The sequence below is a fragment of the Microbacterium arborescens genome (genome assembly GCF_030369635.1).
Lineage (GTDB): Bacteria > Actinomycetota > Actinomycetes > Actinomycetales > Microbacteriaceae > Microbacterium.
The window spans coordinates 1,348,990-1,373,972 of record NZ_CP128474.1 but is presented as its reverse complement, the minus strand read 5'-3'; the positions used below and the strand labels follow the sequence as shown (position 1 = coordinate 1,373,972).

Below are 24,983 nucleotides of genomic sequence, written 5' to 3'. Positions count from 1 at the left end.
CCTATGAGAACGCCGACCGGGCGTGACGCATTCCCTCCACTCGTGGCGACGTGAGCAGAGAGCTGGGGAGATCAGGAGCGGCCGCGCTTGTCGTCGTCGCCCGGGGGGCGCGACGCGAGGAACCGTTCGAGCTCGGCGGCGAGCTCATCCGCACTCGGAAGATCACCCGTATGGATGATGGGCTGTCCGAGAGCCGAGGCCGCCATGTACGAGTCGTAGCGCTCTTCGAGGGTGTGGAGCATCGTCGTCAGCTCTTCGCTGCCCGAGACCTGGTCCTCGACCTTGTCGAGGTAGTCGCGGTTCTCGTTGCGGAGGGTGTCGCTGTCGAAGACGAGACCGGTCGCGACGCTGAGGCTGTCGAGACCGGCGATGGCGGCCGCGGGGTATTCGGTGTCGCCGAGGTAGTGCGGCACGAGCAGCGCGAAGCCTGCGACGCGCGCATCCGCTTCGGCGAGCCGGAGCTCGAGCAGGTGACCCGCGGTGGCGGGGATCTGGGTGCGGGGCTGCCACACCGAATGCGCCGCCGTCAGCTCCGAACGGGTACCGCTGACCGTCGCGCCGATCGGCCGCGTGTGCGGCACGGGCATCGGGATGGCGTGCACCCAGGTGATCGAGGCGACCTGCATCCCCTCGGCGAGGCCCACGACGGTCTCGGCGAAGGCCTCCCAGGCGAAATCGGGTTCGTAGCCCGCGAGGAGCACGAACGGCTGACCGAGCGAGTCGTGCGCGAGCGAGAGCTCCAAGCGCGGCGCGCGGTAATCGGTGAGGTGGTCCTCGTCGAAGGTGACGATCGGCCGGCGTGCGCGGTAGTCGAACAGCACGTCGTTGTCGAAGGCGACGACCGTCGTGGGATCGAGCTCGCCGCGGAAGTACTCCACGATGCGGGAGACGGCGCCTCCGGCGTCGGTGAACCCGGTTAGCGCGATGACGAGCGGCAGTCCCGCGGGGACGGGAGGAGACCCGGCGGCACGTGCGTAGAGCGGTCCGGACAGCGGCATGCTCCAACTCTACGAGGCGCATCCTCGCCCGGAGGCGGCTCGCCCCTCGCTGTCAGCGAACGCCCGCGACGCGCGAACCTAGGATGGGAGGATGCCGTTCCCCGAGATCGCGCACACCAGCGCGCCCGTCACCGAATCCGACGCCGACGCTCTGGTCCTCGCACTGCCGCCGCTCGACGAGCAGACCGACGTCGCCGACTGGCCGGGCATCGCCGCGATGCTCGCCGCCGTCGGCTTCACCGGCGCGCGAGGATCAGTCCACCGCGTGTTCCTGCCCGCCGTGTCGTCGAAGCCCGTCGTGGTCGTCGGGACCGGGTCCGAACCCGACGACCATGTGCTCCGCGACGCCGTCGGCACAGCGGTGCGCGTGACCACCGGGTTCGCGTCGCTCGCCGTCGCCGCACCGCTGGCGGCCGCCGACGCCTGGGGCTCCCTCGCCGAGGGCGCCGCCATCGGCGGATACCGCTTCGCGGGATACAAGGGCGGCACGCCGAAATCACGGGCGGATCGGGTCACGATCCACTCGCCCGCCACGCCGTCCGCCGACGAGGTCGCCGGGGTGAACGCCCTCGGACGCTCGCTCGCTCTCGTGAAGGACCTCGTCAGCACCCCCGCCGAGTGGCTCTCGCCTGCCGATCTGGCGGAGCGTGCGATCGAGGCGGTCGCAGGGCTGCCGATCGAGGTCGAGGTGCTCGACGAAGAAGAGCTCGAGCGGCAGGGGTTCGGCGGTGTCCTCGGCGTCGGGCAGGGCTCGGACCGTCCGCCGCGCGTCGTCCGCGTGGAGTACTCCCCCGCCGGGGCCGAGCGCCACGTCGCTCTGGTCGGCAAGGGCATCACGTTCGATACGGGCGGTCTCTCGCTCAAGCCGCCCGCGAGCATGGTCGGCATGAAGTACGACATGGCCGGCGCCGCAACGGTGCTGGCGGTCGTGCAGGCGGCCGCCGCTCTCGCCCTCCCCGTGCGCGTGTCGGCGTGGCTGTGCGTGGCGGACAACATGCCCTCGGGCCGCGCGACGCGCCCCGGTGACGTGCTCCGGATGCTCGATGGGACGACCGTCGAGGTGTTGAACACCGACGCGGAGGGGCGCCTCGTCCTCGCGGACGGCCTCGTCGCCGCGAGCCGTACGCGGCCGGACGCGATCGTCGATGTGGCGACCCTGACCGGCGCGATCATCGTCGCCCTCGGAAACCGGCACACCGGCGTCATGGGCGACGACGATGCCGTCGCCGATTACCTGGCGGCCGCGGAGCGCGCGGGTGAGGCCGCGTGGCAGCTGCCGCTCCCGGCCCACATGGAGGACGAGCTCGACTCCCCGATCGCCGACATGCAGAACGCGAAGATCGGCGACCCCGCCGGCGGTTCGCTGTTCGCCGGACTGTTCCTGCAACGCTTCGTCGGCCGTACCGGCGAGGACGAGGACGCACCCCGCATCCCGTGGGTCCATCTCGACATCGCCGGGTCTGGCACTACGAAGGCGGCCTTCGGCGGAACCGACAAGGGGCCGACCGCCGCGACCGTCCGCTCGCTCGTTGAGTTCCTGCGAGGACCGCAGCGATGAGCGATCACAGCGCCGATCTGGTCATCCTCGGTGGTGGCAGCGGGGGCTACGCCACGGCGCTCCGCGCCGCCGAGCTCGGGTCGTCGGTCGTTCTCATCGAGAAGGACAAGCTCGGCGGCACGTGCCTGCACCGCGGCTGCATCCCCACGAAGGCGCTGCTGCACTCCGCCGAGGTCGCCGACAACGTCCGGGGCTCGGACCACGTCGGCGTCCGCGCCGCGTTCGAAGGAATCGACGTCGCCGCCGTCCACGCGTACCGCGAGGGCATCGTGGCGAAGAAGCACAAAGGTCTCGAAGGACTGATCGCAGCGCGGAAGATCACCATCGTTCACGGCGAGGGCCGTCTCGACGCTGACGGCGGCGTGGTCGTCGGCGACGATCGCTACCGCGGCACGGACGTCGTGCTGGCCACCGGTTCGTACAGCCGATCGTTGCCCGGTCTCGAGCTCTCCGACCGGATCATCACGAGCGAGGGTGCCCTCGCGCTCCCCACGGTGCCGCGGCATGCCGTCATCCTCGGCGGCGGCGTCATCGGGGTCGAGTTCGCCAGCATCTGGCGCTCCTTCGGCGCCGAGGTGACGATCATCGAGGCGCTCGACCGGCTGCTGCCCGCCGAGGACGCCGCGATGAGCAAAGCCCTCGAACGAGCGTTCCGCAAGCGCGGCATCGCCTCGCGCACGGGCGTGCGGTTCAGCGACGCCGAGTCGCGAGTGGACGGCGTCCGAGTCTCGCTCGAGGACGGGACCGTCCTCGACGCCGACGTCTTGCTCGTCGCGGTCGGCCGCGGCCCGGCGACCGCCGACCTCGGCTTCGAGGATGCGGGCGTCGAGCTCGACCGCGGCTTCGTCCGCGTCGACGAGCGGCTTCGCACGACGCGCGCACACGTGTGGGCCGTCGGCGATATCGTGCCCGGACTGCAGCTCGCCCACCGCAGCTTCCAGCAGGGCATCTTCGTCGCCGAGGAGATCGCGGGGCTGCGTCCGACTGTCATCCCCGACAGCCTCGTTCCCCGTGTGACCTACAGCAGCCCCGAGGTCGCCTCGGTCGGTCTGACCGAAGAGCAGGCACGCGCCGCGCACGGCGATGCCGTCGTCGTCCGCGAGTACAACCTCGCGGGAAACGGAAAGAGCGAGATCCTCGGCACAGCCGGCCTCGTCAAGGTCGTTCGCCGTCTCGACGGCCCCATTCTCGGGGTGCACCTCGCCGGCGACCGTGTCGGCGAACTCATCACCGAAGGTCAGCTCGCCGTGGGCTGGGAAGCCCACCCCGAGGACATCGCACCATTCATCCACGCCCATCCGACCCAGAGCGAAGCTCTCGGAGAAGCATTCCTGGCGCTGGCGGGCAAACCGCTGCATGCGCTCTGACCGGTCGACCGATGCAGATCAGTAAGCTAGAAAGACATCGGCATTTCTTGAAGGAGACAGATTCATGAGCACTTCCGTGGTCCTCCCCGCGCTCGGAGAGAGCGTCACCGAGGGAACGGTGACCCGCTGGCTCAAGAAGGTCGGTGACACCATCCAGGAAGACGAGGGTCTTCTCGAGATCTCCACCGACAAGGTGGACACCGAGATTCCGTCGCCCGTGAGCGGCGTCATCGAAGAGATCCTCGTGCAGGAGGACGAGACCGTCGAGGTCGGCGCCGTCCTGGCGAAGATCGGCGACGGTTCGGGAGCGCCCTCCAGCGACGCCCCGTCCGAGCAGGCCCCGGCCGAAGAGGCACCCGCCCCCGCGCAGGAGGCCCCGGCCGCCGAGGCGCCGACCGAGTCCGCACCGCAGCAGTCGGAGGCCGCTCCGGCAGCGTCCGGCGACGCGAAGGATGTCGTGCTCCCCGAGCTCGGCGAGAGCGTCACCGAGGGCACCGTCACCCGCTGGCTCAAGCAGATCGGCGACGACGTCGCCGTCGACGAGCCGCTCCTCGAGATCTCGACCGACAAGGTCGACACTGAGATCCCCGCGCCCTTCGCCGGCACGCTCGTCGAGATCCTCGTCCAGGAGGACGAGACCGTCGAGGTCGGTTCCGCACTCGCTCGCATCGGTTCGGGTGCTCCGGCCCCCGCGGCCGAGGCACCGGCCGCACCCGCAGCCGAGGCCGCACCCGCACCCGAGCCCGAAAAGCCCGCTGCACCGGCCGAGGCACCTGCCCCGCAGTCGGCGCCGGCACCCGCACACCAGCCGGCTCCCGCCTCCGCAGCTCCGACCGCGGAAGCAGCTCCTTCCGACAACGAGGGCGTCACCTACGTGACCCCGCTCGTGCGTCGTCTCGCGCAGCAGCAGGGCGTCGACCTGGCCTCGATCAAGGGCAGCGGCGTCGGCGGGCGCATCCGCAAGGAAGACGTCCTGAAGGCTGCTGAGGCCGCATCGGCCCAGCCCGCCGCGGCTCCCGCCGAGTCCGCCGCCGCGCCTGCCCAGGTCGAGGTCTCGGAGCTTCGCGGCACGCGCGCTCCGATGTCTCGTCTGCGCAAGGTCCTCGCCAAGCGCGCGGTCGAGTCGATGCAGCAGACCGCTCAGCTGACGACCGTCGTCGAGGTGGATGTCACCAAGCTGTCGGCGTTCCGCGACAAGGTGAAGGTCGACTTCAACGAGAAGACCGGGGCGAAGCTGTCGTTCCTGCCCTTCTTCGCCCTTGCCGCCGCCGAGGCGCTTCAGACCTTCCCGATCGTGAACTCCACGGTCGACGGTGAAGAGATCGTCTACCCCGCCACGGAGAACATCTCGATCGCGGTCGACACCGAGCGCGGACTGCTCACGCCCGTGCTGCGCGACGCGGGCTCGAAGAACCTGGCCCAGATCGCTCAGGACATCGCGGACCTCGCTGCACGCACGCGTGACAACAAGCTGAAGCCCGACGAGCTCGCAGGCGGCACGTTCACGATCACGAACACCGGCTCGCGTGGCGCGCTGTTCGACACCCCCGTGGTGTTCCTTCCGCAGTCGGCGATCCTCGGTACCGGCATCGTCTACAAGCGCCCCGGCGTCGTGACGGTCGACGGCAAGGACGCGATCTCGGTGCGCTCGTACGTGTACCTCGCGCTCTCGTATGACCACCGCACCATCGACGGCGCCGACGCAGCGCGCTTCCTGAGCGCGATGAAGGCACGCCTCGAGGGCGCTCAGTTCGAGGGGAACCTCGGCTACTGATCGGCTGAGCCACTCACCTCACGGCTGGTCCGCGACGTCGTACACGTCGCGGACCAGCCTTTTCTCGTCATGAGCGACGACCACGACCACCTGAGCGGGACGCCGTCCGGAAGGATCGTCGACACGCACGACCTCGACCCCACCCAGGTCGTCGAGCACGCGCACCTCGCGCGGAGCGTCGGCTGTCGCGATGCCGTCGGGGAGCGCGGCATCCGCTCGTTCGAGCAGTGACGCACGGCACGTCGGTTCGTCCGCCCGCCAGCAGTCCGCGAGTTCGTCGATGATACGAGCGGCCGGCTCGGCTGGACGCGTCTCGGCACCTGTGGCGGGGATGGTCGCCTCGTCGAGGGCAAAGCCCTGCGGCCTCGCCGACGGCTCTTCCGTACGCCGCTCGTGCGAGACGGTTCGTGCTCGTGCGTCGGCGTCCGCATCGTGAGGCAGAGAGAACCCCACGACGAGAGTCGCAGCCACCGCACCGAGGGCGACCCACATCACACGTCGCCTACCGGCGAGGCGTGCAGCGCCCGTCGCGGGCCGGCCCCACCGCCGCACGAGGCCGCCCGCCGCACGGCGGATCTCCGCGCGCACCCCCGCTGCCGCTGCCATGACCCGCTTCATGACGTCACCGTCGACGAGTCCCGACGCGGCTGTCGTCACGATGGACGCCGACGGCGAGTCGTCTTCGGATGGACGCGACGGCAGGGGCCGAGCGGGACCCGGCGCCCCCGGCACGAACGGCTCCGGCGTGGCCAGCCCGAACAGATCATCCTCGAGCGTGGGCGCCGCGAACGGCAACGTGACGCGGTCCGCCAGGGCCTCGACGACTCGATCGCGCAACGCGCGCGCGATCGCCGCGTCCGGGATGCGGTCGAGCACGATCCGCGAAGAGACGTCCCACGCCCGCGTGCCGGTCGGGACGAGGACGGGGCGCCCATCGCTCGTCGACCACCACTCCCCCTCGCGCCATTCCGATCTCGCGGCGTCCACCGCCCCGCGCAGGACGCTCACCGCGAGCGTCACCGCTTGACCGGGAGTGAGGTCGAACGAGGTCGAGCCGCCGCAGAGGCGCGCGCTGACGAGCGGCAGGATCACGACGGTCGCGTCCGCGACCCGGTCGACGTCGTCGGGCGCGAGAAGGTGACCGCCCGGGACCGCAGACCATAGCTCCTGCGGCACGGACGACGCCGCGACACGGTACGAGGTGCCGCTGCGCGAGGCGAGGATCTCGCCGGGATAGGGCGCCTCGGGCGGAGACACGTGTCTGAGTGGGCCGGGCAGGTCGACGACGGGGAGGGCGTTCATCCTGCCAGCGTGGCGCGGTCGCGCCACGGCTCGGCCCGGTTCACACAGACGTGTGGACGACCGCCGCTCCCGGCCGGTTGTGCAGGCGGAACGGGGCGACCGAAAAGGTAGGCTGTGAGCATGTCGTCCCGCAGCACCGCACCCGAGAAGCGCCCCGGATTCTTCTCCCAGCTCCGCTCCCTGTTCACCTTCACCAAGGAGTACTACAGCTGGCTGCCGTGGTTGCTCATCGGCATCGTGGTGGTCGGCATCGGCCTGGGCGTCCTGGTGGGCTTCCTCATCCCGCCGGGCGCGATCTGGAGCGTCATCCTCTGGGGTGTCACGGGACTGCTCTTCGGCATCCTCGGCGCCATGATCACCATGACGCGGCTGGCCACGCGCGCGATGTACAAGCGCATCGACGGGATGCCGGGTGCGACGGGACACATCATCTCGACCAACCTCGGCCGCAAGTGGCAGGCCTCGGAAATGCCGGTCGGCGTCAACCCCAAGACGCAGGAGGCTGTGTACCGGGCCGTCGGCCGCGGCGGCGTCGTCATCATCGGGGAGGGCGCCCGCGGGCGTCTGACGCGACTCATCAACGACGAGCGCAGCAAGGTCAAGCGCGTCGCCTCGGGAGTGCCGATCCACGTCCTCTATGTCGGACACGGCGAGGACGAGGTGCCCATCGCCAAACTCGCCCCCACCATCAAGGCGCTGCCCAAGGCGATCGACCGGACGACGATGGCCGCCGTCATCAAGCGCATCGAGTCGGTGTCGCAGTCGGTGACCTCGCTGCCGATCCCGAAGGGCGTCGACCCGATGAAGGCGCGCGCCCAGCGCCCACGCTGAGCGCCCCGCCCCCGGAGGCCTGTGGAGTCAGGCGCGGACGAGGATCGTGCCGGCCGCCTTGTCGTGGAGTCCTCGCTGATCGGGATCGAACACCACCGCAGGGATCACCAGCACGAGGAGCAGCGTCCGTACGATCGGACGCCACAGGCCCGTCCATCCGCCGTGCAGGAGCTCGAGACGCAGGCCGACGATGCGATGACCCGGGCTACCCCCGATCAGCGGGATGAAGATGACCTGGAGCGCTGCGAAAACAGTGATCGGCGCGAACTGGGTCACCCCGGCCTCACCCGGAAGAGCGAACTGGTCGAAGCCGAGGAACGCGGTCGCGAGCAGCGTCGCCGCCGCATAGTCGATCACGAGGGCCGCCAGCCGTCGTCCGAGACGGCCGACGCTGCCGGGGCCGTGCTCGGGACGCCCCAACCGCTCGCCGGGATAGGTGTTCTCGCGCAGGGGTTCGGGCACCTGTCCAGCCTAAACGGGGCCGGTGGCGTAACATCCCGGAAACATCCGAGATACTGCCGGGCAACTGGATGCCGATAGGTTCGAAGAGGTCTGGATGACTCCAGGCTGTTCCTCACCCGATCTTGGAGACTCCATGTTCAAAGATTCTTCCGAGGTGCTCAAGTTCATCCAGGACGAGGACGTCAAGTTCCTCGACATCCGTTTCACGGATCTTCCTGGCGTGCAGCAGCACTTCAACATCCCGGCCTCGACCGTCGACGAGGAGTTCTTCACGGTCGGTCAGCTGTTCGACGGCTCGTCGATCCGCGGCTTCGCGAACATCCACGAGTCGGACATGCAGCTGATTCCGGATGTGTCGACGGCTTACCTCGACCCGTTCCGCGAGGCGAAGACGCTGATCATGATCTTCGACATCTACAACCCGCGCAACGGCGAGATCTACGCGAAGGACCCGCGCCAGGTCGCCAAGAAGGCCGAGAAGTACCTCGCCTCGACCGGCATCGCCGACACCGCGTTCTTCGCCCCCGAGGCGGAGTTCTACATCTTCGACGACGTCCGCTACGAGGTGAAGCAGAACTCGAGCTTCTACTCCGTCGACTCCGAGGAAGGCGCCTGGAACACCGGCCGGGTCGAAGAAGGCGGCAACCTCGCCAACAAGACGCCGTTCAAGGGCGGCTACTTCCCCGTCTCGCCCGTCGACAAGACGGCCGACCTGCGCGACGACATCTCGCTCAAGCTCATCGAGTCGGGCCTCGTGCTCGAACGTGCCCACCACGAGGTCGGCACCGGTGGACAGCAGGAGATCAACTACCGCTTCGACACCATGGTGCACTCGGCGGACGACATCCTGAAGTTCAAGTACATCGTCAAGAACACCGCCGAGATGTGGGGCAAGGTCGCGACCTTCATGCCCAAGCCCCTCTTCGGCGACAACGGCTCGGGCATGCACACGCACCAGTCGCTGTGGCTGAACGGCGAACCCCTCTTCTACGACGAGAAGGGCTACGGCGGACTCTCCGATATCGCGCGCTGGTACATCGGCGGCCTGCTCAAGCACGCTGCCGCGGTGCTCGCATTCACCAACCCGACGCTGAACTCGTACAAGCGTCTGGTCAAGGGCTACGAGGCCCCGGTCAACCTGGTCTACTCGGCCGGAAACCGCTCGGCTGCCATCCGCATCCCGATCACGGGCACCAACCCGAAGGCCAAGCGCATCGAGTTCCGCGCCCCCGACGCCTCGGGCAACCCGTACCTCGCGTTCGCCGCGCAGATGATGGCCGGCCTCGACGGCATCAAGAACCGCATCGAGCCGCACGAGCCCGTCGACAAGGACCTCTACGAGCTGCCGCCCGAGGAGGCCAAGAACATCCCGCAGGTTCCGAACTCGCTGCTCGACTCCCTCGAGGCGCTGCGCAACGACCACGAGTTCCTGCTGGCCGGCGGCGTGTTCACGCCCGAGCTGATCGAGACCTGGATCGAGTACAAGATCGAGAACGAGATCCAGCCGATCAACGCCCGTCCCCACCCGTACGAGTACGAGCTGTACTTCGGCGTCTGACACACCGGCTGCGACGAGCCCCGTCGCCCGCTCTCTCGAGCCGGCCGGCGGGGCTCCGTCGTTGTCGGGCGCTTGCATCGTCGGCGCAGTCGGCGCCATCCTGATCGGGTGAATCTCTCTGACCTTCCCGGGCCGTTCTTCCACGGCACGAAGGCGTCGCTGCGCGTCGGCGACCTGCTCACCCCGGGCCGCCCCTCCAACTACCGCCCGGAGATCACGATGAACCACGTGTACTTCACGGCGGTGAAGGACGGTGCCGGTCTCGCTGCCGAGATCGCTCCCGTGCCCGGCGAGCCCCGCGTCTACGTCGTCGAACCGACCGGTGATTTCGAGGACGACCCGAACGTCACCGACAAGAAGTTCCCGGGTAATCCCACCCAGTCCTATCGCTCGGCCGCTCCCCTGCGGATCGTCGCCGAAGTCACCGACTGGACGCGGCTGTCTCCCGAAGCGCTGCAGACGTGGCGGGAGCGCATCGCCCGCATGGCCCGCGAGCGCGCGGAGATCATCAACTGATCACCGTCATCCCGCCAGCCGGACGACCTCCGCGATGACCCGCGGATGCGCGAGGATGCGGAAGTGCCCGCCCGTCTCCAGCCGGACGTTGCGCGCACCGTCGAGCTCGCTGCCGCCGGGGATGTGCGGGTCGAAGTCTCCGTACACCGACACGATGCGCGGGTTGGGGCTCACCTCGCGCGCCAACGCCAGAATCCCCGGCGCGCTCGGCGAGAACGCCCGCAGCGACGGTACGAGCATGAGCCGCCCGTAGACCGAGCCGGCGAACGGGCTCGCGACGGCGACCATGCCTCGGATACGACCGCCGGCAGCGGCATCCGCCATCACCTGCTTGCCGACCAGGCCTCCCTTGCTGTGCGCGACGATCACGACATCGTCGAGGTCGTGCTGCTCCAGGTAGTCCGTGACGTGGCGCGCTGCACGCGGCACGGGCCATCGGTTTCGACCCAGCGCGGCGATCACGTGAACGGGGTGCCCGCGGTCGTGGAGCGCGGTGATGAGGGGCTGCAGGAACCGCCACGTCTCGTAAACGCCGGGGAGCACGACGATGGGTGTGCCGTCTCCCGACCGGAAGTCGCCGGGATCCGTGCGCGAGAAGAAGGCGCGCACCTGCCACACGGCCGCGTAGGCGTAGTCCGCTATCCACCACGTCGCATCGCGGAGCGCGCGCCGCATCATGATGCGCCCGCGGGGTGGCCGCCGGATGCTGTCAGAGCGAGGATGCCGTGTGCGACGGCCTCCGCTGCGGTGCGCTCGACGTGGTGCCCCTTGCCCGGTACCACGAGCACACTGCTCCGAGCGGTTCGCGCCGCGAGGCGATCGACCCACCCGTTCCCGGCGATCGGGTCGCGGCCGCCGCGCACCACGAGGGTCGGCACGACGGCCTCTGCCACGCGCTCCTCGAGAGGATAGGCGAGCATGTGCCGGACCTGCGCGAAGAACCAGCGCGGGCCGGTGCGGAGGTAGTCGAGCGTGACGCGGAGGTTCACCCGCGGCGGCTCCCGCAGCCCGTCGCGAGCCAGCGCCACGGCCTGCGCGGGCAGCCCGCGGCGCTGATCATCGACGACCGGGCCGATCAGGACGAGCCCACCGACCAGGTCCGGATGCCGCACGGCCGTCTCGACCACCCACTGCGCCCCCATCGAGTGTCCGACCAGCACGGCGGGGCGTGCGACAACGCGGCGGAGCACGTCCGCGAGGGCATCCGCCATCGCGGCGACCGAGACGTCGACCTCGGGCGCCGGCAGGCCCGCGAAGCCCGGCAGATCGACGCTGTGCACCGACGCGGTACGCGCGAGCCTCGGGTGGAGGTGGAGGAATGAGCGGTGAGACATGCCCACGCCGTGGACGAGCACGATGGTCGGAGACGACGCTTCTGCGGCGGAACTCCACACGCGGAAGACAAGCCCGTCGACCGAGAACTGCCGGGGCGACCACTCGACGCGCGCGGGGCGCGGCAGCGTCGAAGTCGTCGTCACTTGGTCAGGCTATGAGAGTCGCGAACCGAGTGCAGGCGGCTTGACGTCGCGCCCATCACCATGCCCGTCGGATGCGGCGAGCGAGGGTAGGTCAGTGGGTCGCGGCGTCTCCGGCATGCTGCGGTCCGCCGTGGCGGAGGCGCCGGATCACCATCAGCACGCCGACGATCACGAGCCCGACGAGCAGCCCGGCGATCGCCGACACGGCCGTCTCGCCGATCCAGACGACCACACCGCCCGCGGCTTCGAGCAAGTGCTCCACCCCGTGCAGCAGGTCGAGTGTGAAGGCCACCCCCACCTCGCCGAGGTTCGCGAGCACGAGGTGCCCACCCACCCACAGCATCGCGACGGTTCCCACGACGCTGATGACGCGGAAGACGGCGGGCATCGACCGGACGATCCGCATCCCCGTGTGGCGCACCCGCGACGACGGGTTCTTCGCCATGCGCAGGCCGATGTCGTCGATCTTCACCAGCAGAGCGACAGCTCCGTAGACGACGCCGGTCATCAGCAGCGCGATGATGGCGAGGACGGCGAGCGTCTGCCAGATGCCCATTCCCTCGTCGAGGTTCGACAGCGAGATCAGCATGATCTCGGCGGAGAGAATCAGGTCCGTTCGTACGGCACCGAGCACGAGCTTCTTCTCATCCCGCGGACCGTCATCCTCGACGCCGTGATGCACGCCGAACCACTCGAGCACCTTCTCGGCACCCTCGTAGCAGAGGAACATGCCGCCGAGGATCAGCAGGAACGGGAGCACGGCGGGCGCGAATGCGGTCAGCAGCAGCGCCACGGGGATGATGATGAGGAACTTGTTCGCGATCGAGCCGAGCGCGATCTTCCCCACGACGGGAAGCTCTCGGGCCGGTGTGATCCCCTGGACGTACTGCGGCGTCACGGCGGCGTCGTCGATCACCACACCCGCCGACTTCGCGGAAGCGCGCAGAGCCGCGCTCAGGATGTCGTCGACGACAGCCAGCAGACCAACCGACATGTTTCCCCTTTAGCCGTAGAAGAGCTTCTCGAACACGCGGCGGGCTTGGCGCGCGGCGCGCATCCAATCCTCCTCCACGACGGTCGCCGATCGTGCCGGATACCCCAGCAGGCGGCCGATTCCGTCGAGCCGGCCACGATCAGTGGGCAGGACGTCGCTGGTCTGACCTGACAGCAGGGTGTTCGCCGACCGCAGCCGACTGGCGAGCCGCCACGCCGCGAACAGCTTCTCGGCGGCGTCCCGCGGAATGAGCTCGGCGCCGACCGCCGCTTCGAGGGCGGCGATGGTCGACGTCGTGCGCAGGCCCGGCGCGCGGTGCGCATGCTCGAGCTGAATGAGCTGCACGAGCCACTCGACGTCGCTCAGACCGCCCGGTCCCAGCTTGAGGTGCCGAGAACGGTCCTGGCCCTGCGGCAGCCGCTCGCTCTCGACACGGGCCTTGATACGCCGGATCTCGCGGAGTCCTTGGGCGTCGGGCGCCACGGGATAGCGCAAGTCGTCGGCGAGGGCCAGGAACCGGGTGATGAGCGTCACACTTCCCGCGACGCCACGGGCGCGCAGGAGAGCCTGGGCCTCCCACGACAGCGACCAGCGCCGGTAGTACTCGGCGTACGACTCCAGAGAACGCACGAGCGGGCCGTTGCGGCCTTCCGGACGCAGGCCCGCGTCGAGCTCGAGCGGCAGGCGGTGGTCCTCGGAGTACCGCCGCACACCCTGCACGAGCTGGAGCGCGAGTTCCTGAGCGCGCTGAGCGGGGACGCCGTTCGCGTCGAACACGTAGATGATGTCGGCATCCGATCCGAAGCCCAGTTCGGCCCCGCCGAAGCGTCCCATCGCGATGACGGAGAACTCGAGGCGATCGTCTTCGGGCGGAAGCACCTCGCGCCGCACGGCACGGAGCGTCGCCTGGATCGTGACCTCGGTGATGGTGGTCAGGCCCTCCGCGAGCTCTTCGATGGAGAGCTCGCCGACGACAGCGGCCATCGCGAGCCGCAGCAGCTCGCGCCGCCTGAGCGCCCGGACCGCAGCCATGGCATCGTCGATGGAAGCATGCCGGGTCTGGATGGCGCGGGCTTCCTCCTGCAGCACGAATCCCGGGCGCGGCCGGAGCTGATCGGGCGAGTCGAGCCACGCGATCGATTCGGGGATCCACTCCATGAGCTCGCCGACATATCGTGACCCCGACAGCAGCCGGGTCAGGCTTTCCGCGGCGCCCGACGAATCGCGCAGCATCCGGAGGAACCACGGCGTGTTCCCGAGCCGCTCGCTGATGCGCCGGAAAGCGAGGAGGCCGTAATCGGGATCCACACCGTCGGCGAACCAGCGGATCATGACGGGCATGAGGTGGCGTTGGATCACGGCCTTGCGGCTGAGGCCACTCGTCAGCGCTCCGATGTGACGCAGCGCGCCGGCCGGGTCGCGGAACCCGATCGCCGCCAGGCGGGCCTTAGCCGCCTCGGGTGAGAGGGTGTGCTCGTCGGCGGGGAGCGCGGCGACGGCGGAGAGCAGCGGACGGTAGAACAGCCGCACGTGGATCTCGCGCACTTCGCGCTTGATGTCGTCCCATACCGAGACCACCCGGTCGCCGCCGTCGCCGAGGCGCGACGAGCGGGCGAGGGTGCGCAGCGCTGCTCCGTCTTCAGGCATGAGATGGGTCCGGCGCAGCTCGCGGAGCTGCAGCCTGTGCTCCATCACGCGGAGGCGCCGATAATCGAGCGCGAAGCGCGAAGCATCCTCGCGTCCGATGTAGCCCTCCGAGACGAGCGCATCGAGGGCATCGAGTGTGGAGCGCTCCCGGACTCGTTCGTCCGATGCGCCGTGCACGAGCTGGAGCAGCTGAACCGTGAACTCGACGTCGCGGATACCACCGGGACCGAGCTTGAGCTGCCGCGCAACCTCGCCGGGCGGGATGTGGTCGGTCACGCGCTCGCGCATCTTCTGCACGCTCTCGACGAAGTTCTCGCGGGCCGCGCTCGCCCACACCATCGGCTGGACGGCGTCGACGTACTGCTCCCCCAGCTCCGCATCGCCGGCGAGCGGCCGGGCTTTGAGCAGCGCCTGGAACTCCCAGCTCTTCGCCCACCGGTCGTAATAGGCGACGTGCGACTCGAGTGTGCGCACGAGCGCGCCCTGCTTCCCCTCCGGGCGCAGGTTCGGATCGACCTCCCACAGGGGCGGCTCGATCTCGACCTCCGAGATGCCCCGCATCGTCTGGATCGCGAGTCTCGTTGCGATCTCGACCGACTGCGACTCCGACACGACGTCCTCGTCGGCGGAGCCGCCGACGAAGATCACGTCGACGTCGCTGACATAGTTGAGCTCTCGCGCCCCGGACTTTCCCATCCCGATGATCGCGAGGCGGGTCGCGGCGACCGCGTCGCGATCGAAGCGCCCCGCTCCGGGGACGCCCGCGACGAGTCTGCTGCGCGCGACGGCGAGCGACGCCTCCAGCGCCGCCCCCGCGGCATCCGCCAGGGCCGCGGCCACCGCGTGCAAGATGATCGTCGGATCGGATGCCGCAAGATCGAACCGCGCGATCCGCGCCAGCATCCGCCGATACCGCACCCGTAGCGCGACCCACGCATCGTCGCCCGAGGAAGCCGCGAAGCCGTCGTCAGCGCCGACGGACTCGAGCATCTGCGCCGTCAGCTCGTCGCGCGTCGGAAGACCGTCGCCGTCGGACGCAAGGTCGGCGAGCTCTTCGGGATGTCGCAGGTAGAAGTCCGCCAGCCCCTGCGACGCACCCAGCACCGACCAGACCGCTGCGGGGCGGCGTCGCAACGCGTCGGTGACGACCGATGCGTCTCGACGAGCGATGCGCAGGAGGGCGGAGACAGCTGCGTCGGGATCCGCCGCGGCCTCGGCCGACGCCACGAGCTCGTCGCGATCGACGCTCGTCAGCTCGGCGAGCTCCGCCAGGTCGGCGTCGGCCCGTCCGAGATCGTCGAAACCCGCCCGGGCCAGCCCCGTCAGTCCGGTCGAACGAGGTGACCGGGTCATGGCCTCAGAGCATCTCCAGATTGCTCTTGAGCTCGAACGGCGTCACCTGGGCACGGTAGTTCTGCCATTCGCGACGCTTGTTGAGCAGCACGTAGTTGAACACCTGCTCGCCGAGCGTCTCGGCGACGAGCTCCGACTCCTCCATGTACTCGAGAGCGTGGTCGAGGCTTGCGGGCAAGGGCGCGTAACCGAGGGCGCGCCGCTCGGAGTCGGTCAGCGACCACACGTTGTCCTCGGCCTCGGCGGGAAGCTCGTAGCCCTCTTCGATGCCCTTGAGACCCGCGGCGAGCAGCAGCGCGTACGCGAGGTAGGGGTTGGCAGCCGAGTCGAGGGCACGGTACTCGACGCGCGACGACTGGCTCTTGTTGGGCTTGTACATCGGCACGCGCACGAGCGCCGAGCGGTTGTTGTGGCCCCAGGTGATGAAGCTCGGCGCTTCGTCGCCGCCCCACAGCCGCTTGTACGAGTTGACGAACTGGTTGGTGACCGCCGAGATCTCGTTGGCGTGGCGCAGAAGTCCCGCGATGAACTGCCGGCCGGTCTGCGAGAGCTGGTATTGCGCGCCCTCTTCGTAGAACGCGTTGACGTCGCCCTCGAACAGCGACATGTGGGTGTGCATGCCGCTGCCGGGGTGCCCGCTGAGGGGCTTCGGCATGAAGGTCGCGTACACGCCCTGCTCGATCGCCACCTCCTTGATGACGGTGCGGAAGGTCATGATGTTGTCGGCCGTCGCGAGGGCGTCCGCGTAACGCAGGTCGATCTCGTTCTGGCCGGGGCCGCCCTCGTGGTGGCTGTACTCGACCGAGATGCCGAGGTCTTCCAGCATCCGCACCGAGCGGCGCCGGAAGTCGTGGGCCGTGCCGCCGGGAACGTTGTCGAAGTACCCGGCGGAGTCGACCGGCTCGGGACCGTCGGGTCCGTACGACGACGACTTCAGCAGGTAGAACTCGATCTCGGGGTGCGTGTAGAACGTGAACCCGGAGTCGGCCGCCTTCGCGAGGGTGCGCTTCAGGACGTTGCGAGGATCGGCGACGGCGGGCTGGCCGTCGGGCGTGGTGATGTCGCAGAACATCCGAGCCGTCGGGTCGATCTCACCCCGCCAGGGCAGCAGCTGGAAGGTCGTCGGGTCGGGGTGCGCGAGCAGATCGGACTCGTAGCTGCGCGTCAGCCCTTCGATCGCCGAACCATCGAAGCCGAGCCCCTCGGCGAAGGCCCCCTCGACCTCGGCCGGGGCGATCGCCACCGACTTGAGGGTGCCGATCACGTCGGTGAACCAGAGCCGCACGAACTTGACGCCGCGCTCCTCGATCGTTCGCAGTACGAAGTCCCGCTGCTTGTCCATCGCGTCCTCTCCGAGACAGGGTCGGATCCCAGACTACTGGCGGCGAGCGCCCTCCGACGGCGGCGTGCCCCAGTCGTCGTCCTGCGCCTCGTCCTCTCGCCACGCCTGGGACCGCTGCGCCATGATCTGCGGCGCGCGGGAGGCCTCCTCGGCAGAGGCGAAGGGACCCGCGCGATCGGCGCCCGGCGACTGCTTGCCGCGCTCGACCTCGTGTGTCGTGAGGTTGTACCAGTACTCGCCGTCGCTCTCGGGCATGGTCGCTCCAGACTGCGCCTACGGTGGCGCTCGATCCGAGCCTAATCGGCCCCGCTCGCGCTCGATAGGCTGAGCCGCATGAGTGCGAGTGCGACGCGGGCCGTCGGGGTGGACATCGGTGGAACCGGGATCAAGGGAGCGGTGGTCGATCTGTCGACCGGCGACCTCCTGACCGACCGCATCAAGGTCGCGACCCCTAAGGGCGCCGAGCCCGAAGACGTCCTCGGTGCCGTGAAGGTGGTCCTCGACCGCCTCGAGGTCACCGCTGCAGGCGACGTCCCGCTCGGCGTGGCATTCCCCGCGATCGTGAAGAACGGCCGCACCCTCTCCGCGGCCAACGTCGCCGACACCTGGATCGACTTCGAGGCCGAGACCTTCTTCGAGCAGGGGCTCGGTCGTCAGATCCACTTCGCCAACGACGCGGATGTCGCCGGGGTCGCCGAGCTGCGTTACGGCGCCGCACGCGGCCAGGACGGGCTCGTCATCCTCACGACCCTCGGCACCGGTATCGGGTCGGCGATGATCTACAACGGCGTGCTGATCCCCAACTCCGAGCTCGGCCACGTGCAGCGCGCCAAGCACGGCAAGGACGCCGAGGCGTGGGCCGCGTACTCCGCGATGGAACGCGATGAGCTCGACTGGCCCGAATGGGCCGAACGGCTGCAGTGGTACTACAGCCACATCGAGTTCCTCTTCTCCCCCGACCTGTTCGTCGTCGGGGGCGGCGTGTCGAAGCACGCCGACAAGTTCCTGCCGCTGCTCGATCTGAAGACGCCCATCGTCCCCGCCGTCCACCGCAACAACGCCGGCATCATCGGCGCGGCGGCCCTCGCTCTCGCGGGCGAACGGCCCGGCGTCCTCGACGAGACCACGGAAGACCTCGCCGGCACGACCGCCCACTGACGCGGGTGGCTGCGGCGTCGGTCTCGGGCGCAGTTTCGCGTGCCAGGCGCACTCGAAGCCGCGCCTGACGCGCGGAACTGCGCCCTATGTGGGCGGAGCGGCGGTCGACGTGCTCCACGGCGAACCGGCGAGTGCCGCCTAGGCTGGCAGGATGCATGAACCTCGCCCTCGCTTCTCGGTGCGGGCACGGATGATCATGACGGGCCTCATCGCGGTGGCCCTCTTCTTCGTCCTGTACCTCTTTTTCAACCTCACGGCTGCCGGGCAGTCATTGGAGAACGGGTGGGCATGGAAGTACGAGGTCTTCGACACTGTCGGCTACTGGCTCCGCCAGAATGATCTTCCGCCGCTCTCCTACGACCGCGCCACGATCGTGGTGGGGACCCTCCTGGCCGTCGTCATCGCGGCAGCGAGACGACACGGGCGGACAGCCCTCTGGGTTGTCGTCGCGACCCCCGGAGCGGTGCTGGGATCTGAAGGGTTCAAGTCGGTCTTCGGACGTCCCCTGCTGGTCGATTCGCGTGACGACGCAGTCAGCTATCCGAGCGGCCACGCTGTTGTCGTCCTCGCCGTAGCTGCCGCCTTGCTCATCGTGGTGCCGCGGGCCTGGAAGCGGTGGGTCGCCCCCGTGCTCGGGGTCTGGATGGCGCTGGCCACCTCGGCGATCATCGTGATCGGAAACCACCGCCCGAGCGAGATCATCGGCGCCGCGCTGCTCACGATCGCCGTCTTCACGCTGACGGGATCCGTCGTGCACCTGCGGAGCCCCCGTCAGCCGCCGCCGTCGCGCACGCGCCGCCCCGCGCCGACCAGTGAACGTGCCGACCCGGCACGCAGAGCGTGGTTGCTCACCGGCATGGTCGCCGTGATCACTGTTGCCGGCATCGTCGCGGCATGGGGTGCTCTGCCTTGGGTCACGGCCATCGACGGTGTGACAGGAGCGGCGGCATCGCTGCTCATCCTCCGCGTGATCCTCGTGGTCCGGTCGTGGGTCGCTGACCTTCAGCAAGCCGAACCGGGCGACGACGATCAGAGGATCTCGGGGATGACGACCGCGAGCACCGGCTCGTAGCGCCTGAAGACTCGACGCGCGACCCGCGCCTCCGCGGTCGGTTGAACGCAATGAAGGTACGTGGTGCGTGCCGTGCACGATAGCCCCTTCCGGGGCGACATGACTGCCTGCGACGGTGAGAGGTCGCTCCCGGCACCGGGGCTCACGTTTGGGGAATGCGTCCCGGCGCCGGGAGCGACACCTGCCACGAGCGAGGCCCGCGCCGCGACGGCTGCGCAGGGGCGGTCGGGGGCGAATGGGCCGGCCTGTACGCCGGGTTCTGTCCGGGGGCGTGAGCCCCGTGGACGGCCATCTCTCTCGGCGACACGTTGCCGTGCCGCTCCAGCGGTCTACCCGGGGACTCGGCGGACCGCGTCTGCATCCCCTGTCTGACCTTGCTCCGGACGAGGTTTACCGTGCGGGTCGTGTCACCACGACCCCGGTGGTCTCTTACACCACCCTTTCACCCTTACCGACGCGAACGCCGGCGGTCTGCTTTCTGTGGCACTGTCTCGCGGATCACTCCGGGTGGGTGTTACCCACCGTCCTGTCCTGTGGAGCCCGGACGTTCCTCGGTGCGGTTTCCCGCCACGCGACCGTCCAGCCGACCCATTCGCACCTGGAGTCTACCGGCGGGGTGGACGCTCCCCCGAACCGCGGCTCGCCGCACGGGCCCCGTGGTGCTACTGTGTGCTCACAGAAGCCATCTGGGGAGATGGCCTCGCAGCCCATTGGGGAGGGCGCTATGCATAGTTCTGTCATTTCTGTCGTGCTGCTCGGTTCGCTGAGCCTGCTGCCGACTGTGTCGTCGACGGATGCCACGACGTACGCTCCGGATGATCCGAGCGGGGCGACGCTCGCGGGGTCCATGGTCACGACCGACTGCGAATCCGACGCACCGTGGATCTCATTCGACGTGGTCCTCACGGGAGGGACGGTCGAAGAGGCCACGGCACCGGTGTCGTTGATTCTCGACGACGGCGTGAACACCACCAGCGTGCCGCTCGGCTCGCTTCAGGACTACCGCCTGAGCGGCCGCATGCTGTGGCCGGGGGCGAGCGTCGACGACGAAGGCCGGGGCACCGGCTGGCCCGGCTGGGAGTTCCGCGACGGTACGTGGACGGCGACGGATGCCGGCTTCGCCTGGACTCGTGGCGACATCGCCGCGACCCTGCGGGTGAACCCCGATCTCGCCGTTCCCGTCGCTTATCCGGCTTCCACGCCCGATTGCGCGACGTCGCCGAACGGCGTGCGCGATGCAGCGGTCGCAGCGCTGCCTGCCACGGGCGGCAGCGCGAGCGGACCGATCGCGCTCGCGGTCGCCGCCGTGGGCGCCTTCGTCGCCGGGGCGCTGCTCGTGCTGCAGCGCCGTCGCCACCGGCGCGCCTGAGATGGCTGCGACGGCGCTGGAACGGCGCCTTCGCCGCCGCAGGCGCACCCGTGTCGTCATCGTGGCGGCCGCAATCGGGCTGGCGGCGGCGGGGTGGATCGGCGTGCGAGGCGTGCTCGCCGCGGGCGAGCTCCGCGAGGTACAGGCGGCGGCGACCGGGCTTCGCGCGGCACTGCAGCAGCGCGACGTGGATGCCGTTCAGGTGGCCCTCTCCGACATCGGCGAGCACGCGGCACGTGCGGAGCAGCTCACCGGAGACCCGGTCTGGGGGCTCGCGTCGTCCCTGCCGGGTGTGGGGACGAACTTCCAGGCTGTCCACGCCGCCGCGGCGGGGGCAGCCACCGCGGTTCCGGCGCTGGACGATGTGCTCGCGACCCCCGGGCTCGGCGAGACGATCGCCGGGGGCGACATCGGCGCACTCGCGGGAGTGCTCCGCGACGCATCGCCGGCGCTCGGACGCGCAGCGACGACGCTTCGCGCGACGGCCGCCGATCTCGATGGGATCGACGAATCGGCTCTCCTGCCACCGATTCGCGACGGGCTGAGCACGCTCCAGACGGTGCTCCGACCGGCCGCGGACTCGATCTCCGCGGCCGCCGGAGCATCACGGTGGGTGCCGTCGATGCTCGGCGTCGACGGCACCCGCGAAGTGCTGGTCTCGGTGCAGAACTCCGCGGAGCTCCGCGCGGGCGGCGGACTGACCGGCACGTTCCTTCTCCTCGAAGCCCGTGAGGGCCGGCTCGAGGTGCGTGAGCACACGGACTCGTCGAACTTCGCGCCCCGTCGTGTTCCCGTGATCGAGCTGCCCGCCTCCGTGTCAGAGCTGTACGGCGACGTGGTGGGAACCTACGTCCAGAATGCGACGATGACACCCGACTTCGAGCTCTCGGCTCGGCTCATGCGCACCTGGTGGCAGAGCAGCACGGGCAGCGAGCCCGACGCGGTCGTCGCGGTCGATCCCGTGGTGCTGCGCTCGCTGCTGACCGCCACGGGTCCCGTCCACCTGTCCGGTGGCGCGACCGTCGATGCGGCCGGCTTCGTCCAGGCAGTCCTGGTCGACCCGTACCTGCACTCCTCCACGGACGAGCAGACCGCCCTGCAGCGGGAGGTCGTGTCCGCCGTCGTCACGCGGCTGCTTTCCGGTGACGTCGATGTGGCATCGATTCTCGGCGCGATCGGCGACGCCGTCGCAGACGGGCGCGTGAGCGTGTGGAGCGCCCACGAAGACGAGCAGCGTCATCTCCGCGAGGGGCCGCTGTCGGGGATGCGGGCGCGACAGCTCACCGGCACCGGCGACGTGTTCTCGGTGCTCCTCAACGACGCGACGACGACCAAGCTCGACTCCTACCTGGACATGGCCGTCGGCGTCGTGTCGTCGGGGTGCCGTCCCGACGGGCGTGCCGAGGTGGTCGTGGAGGTACGCCTGCACAACAACGCGCCGCCCGAGGCGCGGGGGTATCCCGGTTCGATGACGGGGATGTACAACCCCGCCAGCCCCGGCGACATCGTCACCGACGTCGGGGTGGCCGCACCTCCCGGCTGGTTCTTCGGATCAGTCGACGACGGAACCGCGGCGGTGCCCTCACGTCAGGTCGTCGACGCCGGCGTGCCGACGAGCGTCGCCCGGTCGACGCTCGCGCCCGGCGACGCTCAGTCCCTGCGGTTCCGCTTCATCGCGCCCGACGACGCCGAGATCGCCCCTCGCGTGATCCATACACCCCTGTTGCGAGACGTCGCGCAACTCGAGCCCGGCGCCGCATGCGCCTGAGCCCCGGCTCAGTCCTTGTCGGCCGACACCGCGATACGCACGTCGAGCAGGAAGTCGAGCGGGAATGAGCCGAACAGCAGCCGGCCGGCCGCATCCGCCGCCTCGCGAACGGCCGCCGCGGCCGCCTCGGCGTGCTCGGCCGGGGCATGCACGATGATCTCGTCATGGAGGAAGAACGCGAGGTGCGCCCGCGCCGTCACGGGGTGACCACCGACGCTCGGAAACACCGCGAGCCGTTGCCGGAGGTCGGCCAGCCAGGCGAGCGCCCACTCGGCCGCCGTCCCCTGGACGACGAAGTTCCGCGTGAAGCGGCCGCGCTCGCGCGCCCGTGATCGCGCGAGCGTCTTGATGGCATCGGAGGCCTCGGGCTCAGCGGCATCCGCGTGGAGATCCCGCCATGCCGCCGAGGGTGCCGGACTCGTGCGGCCGAGCAGGGTGCGCACCGAGCCGCCCTCCTCGCCCACCCGCGCCGCGTCGTCGACGAGGGCCATCGCGCGGGGGTAGGCACGGCGCAGCGACGGGACCAGGCGCCCGCTGTCACCGGTGGTGGCTCCGTACATCGCGCCGAGGAGCGCCATCTTCGCCTCCTGACGCGATGGGACGGTACCGCGGGCCACGATGCCCTCGTACAGGTCGCGCCCGCGCGCGGCTTCCGCGAGCGCCAGGTCGGCGGACATCGCGGCGAGGATGCGGGGCTCGAGCTGAGCGACGTCGGCGATCACCAGCTGCCATCCCGGGTCGGCCCGCACCGCCGGCCGCAGCATCCGCGGCAGCTGAAGCGCTCCCCCGCCCGACGACGCCCATCGGCCCGTGACCACGCCACCGGGGACGTAGACCGGACGGAACCGGTCGTTCGGGATCCACTCGTCCATCCATGCCCAGCCGTTGGCGCTGAGCAGGCGCGTGGCACGCTTGTACGCCAGGAGCGGCTCGATCACGGGATGCTCATGACGCTGGAGCTCCCACTTGCTCGTCGACTCCACGAGCACGCCGACCCGGTGCAGCGAACGCAGCAGACGCGGTTGCGAGTCGAGACTCGCCGTCGGGTCATCGAGAGCCGCACGCACCCGGTCGGCCAGGTCGCGCACGCGGCTCGGCAGCTCCCCCGGGCGCGGCCGTGGCCCGAGCGCATCAGCGAGGATCGCGTCGTGCACCTCGCGACTCCAGGGGACGCCCGCGACGTGCAGCTCGACCGCGACGAGCGCTCCGGCGGACTCGGCAGCCGTCAGCAGACGCAGGCGTCCGGGGTCGATCGCGCTCGCCATCGCGCGCGTCTGCCGCGAGAACTCCGCCAGCGTCGCGTCGAGATCGTGCGGGAGCGCGTCGGCTGCGGGTTCGAGTGCGAACAGGACGTCACGATCGGATGTCGGGTCTTCCGGCGAGGCATCCCAGACGGCGGCGGCACGGAGTTCGGCGGGATCGGCGACGAGCGAGCTGTCGCGCAGGATCGCATGGCACAGGCGCAGATCGTGGCACCGCGCCACCCGAACGCCGGCGGCGAGGATGCCGTGATACCAGGCCGTCGTGTCGGACCAGATCCACCGCGCATCGGGATCTGCTGCGACCTCGCCCGCCAGCTCTCGAGCCGCGACACGATGACGCTCGATCACCGCGCCCGCGGCATCCACCGACGCGACGTCGAGGTCGCCGTCACCGCGGCGCCCGACCGCGCGCCAGCGGACGCGCGGGGTCGTCATCGACGGATCACAGACCGGATTCGTCGGTGCGGACGAGGATGCAGCCGCACTCGGGGCACGTGACGACCTCGTCGTCAGCAGCCTGCGCGATGGCCTTCAGGTCGGTTCCGGAGAGTTCCATGTGACATCCGCCGCAGGTGCGTCGCTGCAGCAGACCGGCACCCGGTGTGCGCTCGGCGAGGGACTCGTAGCGTGCCAGCAGATCGCCCGGCACCCTCGCCGCGATGGCGGCGCGGTCACGCGTCGCGGCGTCGAGGCGTGCCTGCGCCTCTGCGACGGCGGCCTTGCCCTCGGCGCTCAATCGACCGCCCTCGTCGTTGACCTCCGCGATGAGCGCCTGCTGCGCCGCCACCGCGGCTTCGGCGGCTTCGAGTCGCTCCATGGCTTCGAGCTGAGCATCCTCGAGCTCGCTCTTCCGGCGAGCGAGCGAAGCGATCTCGTGCTCGAGTCCTTGCGCGTCTTTGGGGTTCGACGTGGCCGCGAGGCGTTCGACATCGCGAGCCGAGCGGGCATCGACGACAGTCACGTCCGAGGCGATGCGCTTGAGCTCCGCCTCGATGTCGTCGCGCTTCCCGAGCAGGCCGGTCAGCTCGATGGAGAGCTCATGACGGCGCGCAAGCAGTTCGTTCACTCGCGCGGCCTGAGCCGGATTGCGCTTCGCGGCCTCCGCTCCGCGGGCCTGCGCGTCGAGACGGGCGATGTCCAGCAGCAGCAGCTGATCTGCGGGGGTGGCTTTCAT

At 69.8% G+C, this 24,983-nt stretch carries 21 protein-coding genes and 1 other RNA gene; 10 read left to right on the top strand and 12 right to left on the bottom strand.

Annotated features, from left to right (window positions below; translation table 11 throughout):
• Positions 1–71 precede the first annotated feature (71 nt).
• Positions 72–998 (bottom strand): proteasome assembly chaperone family protein, encoded by a 927-nt coding sequence (locus tag QUC20_RS06490; protein ID WP_289331280.1) that lies wholly within the window; start codon positions 996–998, stop codon positions 72–74.
• Positions 999–1,089: 91 nt separating this feature from the next.
• Here QUC20_RS06490 and QUC20_RS06485 point away from each other — a divergent pair, with 91 nt between their 5' ends.
• The 3 genes from QUC20_RS06485 (at position 1,090) to sucB (ending at position 5,697) form a co-directional block, all read left to right on the top strand.
• On the top strand, positions 1,090–2,556 hold the full coding sequence (locus QUC20_RS06485) for a leucyl aminopeptidase (RefSeq protein ID WP_289331279.1): 1,467 nt from the start codon (positions 1,090–1,092) through the stop codon (positions 2,554–2,556).
• The gene (lpdA, locus tag QUC20_RS06480; protein ID WP_289331278.1) at positions 2,553–3,923 is read left to right on the top strand and encodes a dihydrolipoyl dehydrogenase; all 1,371 of its coding nucleotides are present in this window, start codon (positions 2,553–2,555) and stop codon (positions 3,921–3,923) included. The genes QUC20_RS06485 and lpdA overlap by 4 nt, the downstream gene beginning before the upstream one ends.
• Before the next feature lie 64 nt (positions 3,924–3,987).
• Entirely contained in the window at positions 3,988–5,697 is a 1,710-nt protein-coding gene (gene sucB / locus QUC20_RS06475; RefSeq protein ID WP_289331277.1) for a 2-oxoglutarate dehydrogenase, E2 component, dihydrolipoamide succinyltransferase, read from the top strand.
• An 18-nt stretch (positions 5,698–5,715) separates the two neighbouring features.
• Here the strand turns inward: sucB and QUC20_RS06470 are convergent, their stop codons facing one another.
• On the bottom strand, positions 5,716–6,999 hold the full coding sequence (locus tag QUC20_RS06470) for a serine/threonine-protein kinase (protein ID WP_289331276.1): 1,284 nt from the start codon (positions 6,997–6,999) through the stop codon (positions 5,716–5,718).
• Between the two features lie 120 nt (positions 7,000–7,119).
• Between QUC20_RS06470 and QUC20_RS06465 the strand changes: the two genes are divergently transcribed.
• A complete protein-coding gene (locus QUC20_RS06465) occupies positions 7,120–7,830 on the top strand; it encodes a DUF4191 domain-containing protein (protein WP_120264329.1) in 711 nt (236 codons plus the stop codon).
• Positions 7,831–7,857: 27 nt separating this feature from the next.
• On the opposite strand, the gene QUC20_RS06460 is transcribed toward QUC20_RS06465, so the two are convergent.
• Entirely contained in the window at positions 7,858–8,292 is a 435-nt protein-coding gene (locus QUC20_RS06460) for an RDD family protein (protein ID WP_259455196.1), read from the bottom strand.
• 133 nt (positions 8,293–8,425) lie between these two features.
• On the opposite strand from QUC20_RS06460, the gene glnA (QUC20_RS06455) reads away from it, so the two are divergent.
• Both glnA (QUC20_RS06455) and arr read left to right on the top strand, forming a co-directional pair.
• Positions 8,426–9,850 (top strand): type I glutamate--ammonia ligase, encoded by a 1,425-nt coding sequence (gene glnA, locus QUC20_RS06455; protein WP_289331275.1) that lies wholly within the window; start codon positions 8,426–8,428, stop codon positions 9,848–9,850.
• Between the two features lie 108 nt (positions 9,851–9,958).
• Positions 9,959–10,366: an NAD(+)--rifampin ADP-ribosyltransferase gene (gene arr / locus QUC20_RS06450; RefSeq protein WP_289331274.1), complete on the top strand. Its 408-nt coding sequence runs from the start codon at positions 9,959–9,961 to the stop codon at positions 10,364–10,366.
• A 6-nt stretch (positions 10,367–10,372) separates the two neighbouring features.
• Here arr and QUC20_RS06445 read toward each other — a convergent pair whose 3' ends face one another.
• The 6 genes from QUC20_RS06445 to QUC20_RS06420 all read right to left on the bottom strand — a co-directional run bounded on the left by QUC20_RS06445 (position 10,373) and on the right by QUC20_RS06420 (position 17,435).
• A complete protein-coding gene (locus QUC20_RS06445) occupies positions 10,373–11,041 on the bottom strand; it encodes an esterase/lipase family protein (protein WP_289331483.1) in 669 nt (222 codons plus the stop codon).
• Positions 11,041–11,844, bottom strand: a complete 804-nt coding sequence (locus QUC20_RS06440; protein WP_289331273.1) for an alpha/beta fold hydrolase — start codon at positions 11,842–11,844, stop codon at positions 11,041–11,043. Before QUC20_RS06440 ends, QUC20_RS06445 begins: the two co-directional genes overlap by 1 nt.
• 91 nt (positions 11,845–11,935) lie before the next feature.
• On the bottom strand, positions 11,936–12,838 hold the full coding sequence (locus tag QUC20_RS06435; RefSeq protein ID WP_120262878.1) for a DUF808 domain-containing protein: 903 nt from the start codon (positions 12,836–12,838) through the stop codon (positions 11,936–11,938).
• A 9-nt stretch (positions 12,839–12,847) separates the two neighbouring features.
• The gene (locus QUC20_RS06430) at positions 12,848–15,838 is read right to left on the bottom strand and encodes a bifunctional [glutamine synthetase] adenylyltransferase/[glutamine synthetase]-adenylyl-L-tyrosine phosphorylase (protein ID WP_289331272.1); all 2,991 of its coding nucleotides are present in this window, start codon (positions 15,836–15,838) and stop codon (positions 12,848–12,850) included.
• 4 nt (positions 15,839–15,842) lie between these two features.
• On the bottom strand, positions 15,843–17,180 hold the full coding sequence (gene glnA, locus QUC20_RS06425) for a type I glutamate--ammonia ligase (protein WP_120262880.1): 1,338 nt from the start codon (positions 17,178–17,180) through the stop codon (positions 15,843–15,845).
• Between the two features lie 33 nt (positions 17,181–17,213).
• Positions 17,214–17,435 (bottom strand): SPOR domain-containing protein, encoded by a 222-nt coding sequence (locus QUC20_RS06420; RefSeq protein ID WP_120262881.1) that lies wholly within the window; start codon positions 17,433–17,435, stop codon positions 17,214–17,216.
• Between the two features lie 78 nt (positions 17,436–17,513).
• Between QUC20_RS06420 and ppgK the strand changes: the two genes are divergently transcribed.
• On the top strand, positions 17,514–18,338 hold the full coding sequence (gene ppgK / locus QUC20_RS06415) for a polyphosphate--glucose phosphotransferase (RefSeq protein WP_289331271.1): 825 nt from the start codon (positions 17,514–17,516) through the stop codon (positions 18,336–18,338).
• 151 nt (positions 18,339–18,489) lie between these two features.
• Entirely contained in the window at positions 18,490–19,410 is a 921-nt protein-coding gene (locus QUC20_RS06410; RefSeq protein WP_289331270.1) for a phosphatase PAP2 family protein, read from the top strand.
• 232 nt (positions 19,411–19,642) lie between these two features.
• Here QUC20_RS06410 and rnpB read toward each other — a convergent pair.
• Positions 19,643–20,001, bottom strand: an RNA gene (gene rnpB, locus QUC20_RS06405) — RNase P RNA component class A.
• 133 nt (positions 20,002–20,134) lie between these two features.
• On the opposite strand from rnpB, the gene QUC20_RS06400 reads away from it, so the two are divergent.
• Together QUC20_RS06400 and QUC20_RS06395 are read left to right on the top strand one after the other, a co-directional pair.
• On the top strand, positions 20,135–20,779 hold the full coding sequence (locus QUC20_RS06400; RefSeq protein WP_289331269.1) for an LPXTG cell wall anchor domain-containing protein: 645 nt from the start codon (positions 20,135–20,137) through the stop codon (positions 20,777–20,779).
• 1 nt (position 20,780) lies between these two features.
• Positions 20,781–22,547, top strand: a complete 1,767-nt coding sequence (locus QUC20_RS06395; RefSeq protein WP_289331268.1) for a DUF4012 domain-containing protein — start codon at positions 20,781–20,783, stop codon at positions 22,545–22,547.
• Between the two features lie 8 nt (positions 22,548–22,555).
• Here the strand turns inward: QUC20_RS06395 and QUC20_RS06390 are convergent, their stop codons facing one another.
• Complete coding sequence (locus QUC20_RS06390) at positions 22,556–24,244, bottom strand: bifunctional 3'-5' exonuclease/DNA polymerase (protein WP_289331267.1); 1,689 nt, start codon at positions 24,242–24,244, stop codon at positions 22,556–22,558.
• 7 nt (positions 24,245–24,251) lie between these two features.
• Positions 24,252–24,983: a zinc ribbon domain-containing protein gene (locus QUC20_RS06385; RefSeq protein WP_120262887.1), complete on the bottom strand. Its 732-nt coding sequence runs from the start codon at positions 24,981–24,983 to the stop codon at positions 24,252–24,254.

What these genes read in the sequence shown, in the direction of transcription:
- QUC20_RS06490 (WP_289331280.1), bottom strand. Translation starts at nt 998, where the DNA reads ATGCCGCTGTCCGGACCGCTCTACGCACGTGCCGCCGGGTCTCCTCCC.
- QUC20_RS06485 (WP_289331279.1), top strand. Translation starts at nt 1,090, where the DNA reads ATGCCGTTCCCCGAGATCGCGCACACCAGCGCGCCCGTCACCGAATCC.
- lpdA (WP_289331278.1), top strand. Translation starts at nt 2,553, where the DNA reads ATGAGCGATCACAGCGCCGATCTGGTCATCCTCGGTGGTGGCAGCGGG.
- sucB (WP_289331277.1), top strand. Translation starts at nt 3,988, where the DNA reads ATGAGCACTTCCGTGGTCCTCCCCGCGCTCGGAGAGAGCGTCACCGAG.
- QUC20_RS06470 (WP_289331276.1), bottom strand. Translation starts at nt 6,999, where the DNA reads ATGAACGCCCTCCCCGTCGTCGACCTGCCCGGCCCACTCAGACACGTG.
- QUC20_RS06465 (WP_120264329.1), top strand. Translation starts at nt 7,120, where the DNA reads ATGTCGTCCCGCAGCACCGCACCCGAGAAGCGCCCCGGATTCTTCTCC.
- glnA (WP_289331275.1), top strand. Translation starts at nt 8,426, where the DNA reads ATGTTCAAAGATTCTTCCGAGGTGCTCAAGTTCATCCAGGACGAGGAC.
- QUC20_RS06445 (WP_289331483.1), bottom strand. Translation starts at nt 11,041, where the DNA reads ATGCGGCGCGCGCTCCGCGATGCGACGTGGTGGATAGCGGACTACGCC.
- QUC20_RS06435 (WP_120262878.1), bottom strand. Translation starts at nt 12,838, where the DNA reads ATGTCGGTTGGTCTGCTGGCTGTCGTCGACGACATCCTGAGCGCGGCT.
- QUC20_RS06430 (WP_289331272.1), bottom strand. Translation starts at nt 15,838, where the DNA reads ATGACCCGGTCACCTCGTTCGACCGGACTGACGGGGCTGGCCCGGGCG.
- glnA (WP_120262880.1), bottom strand. Translation starts at nt 17,180, where the DNA reads ATGGACAAGCAGCGGGACTTCGTACTGCGAACGATCGAGGAGCGCGGC.
- QUC20_RS06420 (WP_120262881.1), bottom strand. Translation starts at nt 17,435, where the DNA reads ATGCCCGAGAGCGACGGCGAGTACTGGTACAACCTCACGACACACGAG.
- ppgK (WP_289331271.1), top strand. Translation starts at nt 17,514, where the DNA reads ATGAGTGCGAGTGCGACGCGGGCCGTCGGGGTGGACATCGGTGGAACC.
- QUC20_RS06410 (WP_289331270.1), top strand. Translation starts at nt 18,490, where the DNA reads ATGCATGAACCTCGCCCTCGCTTCTCGGTGCGGGCACGGATGATCATG.
- QUC20_RS06400 (WP_289331269.1), top strand. Translation starts at nt 20,135, where the DNA reads ATGCATAGTTCTGTCATTTCTGTCGTGCTGCTCGGTTCGCTGAGCCTG.
- QUC20_RS06395 (WP_289331268.1), top strand. Translation starts at nt 20,781, where the DNA reads ATGGCTGCGACGGCGCTGGAACGGCGCCTTCGCCGCCGCAGGCGCACC.
- QUC20_RS06390 (WP_289331267.1), bottom strand. Translation starts at nt 24,244, where the DNA reads ATGACGACCCCGCGCGTCCGCTGGCGCGCGGTCGGGCGCCGCGGTGAC.
- QUC20_RS06385 (WP_120262887.1), bottom strand. Translation starts at nt 24,983, where the DNA reads ATGAAAGCCACCCCCGCAGATCAGCTGCTGCTGCTGGACATCGCCCGT.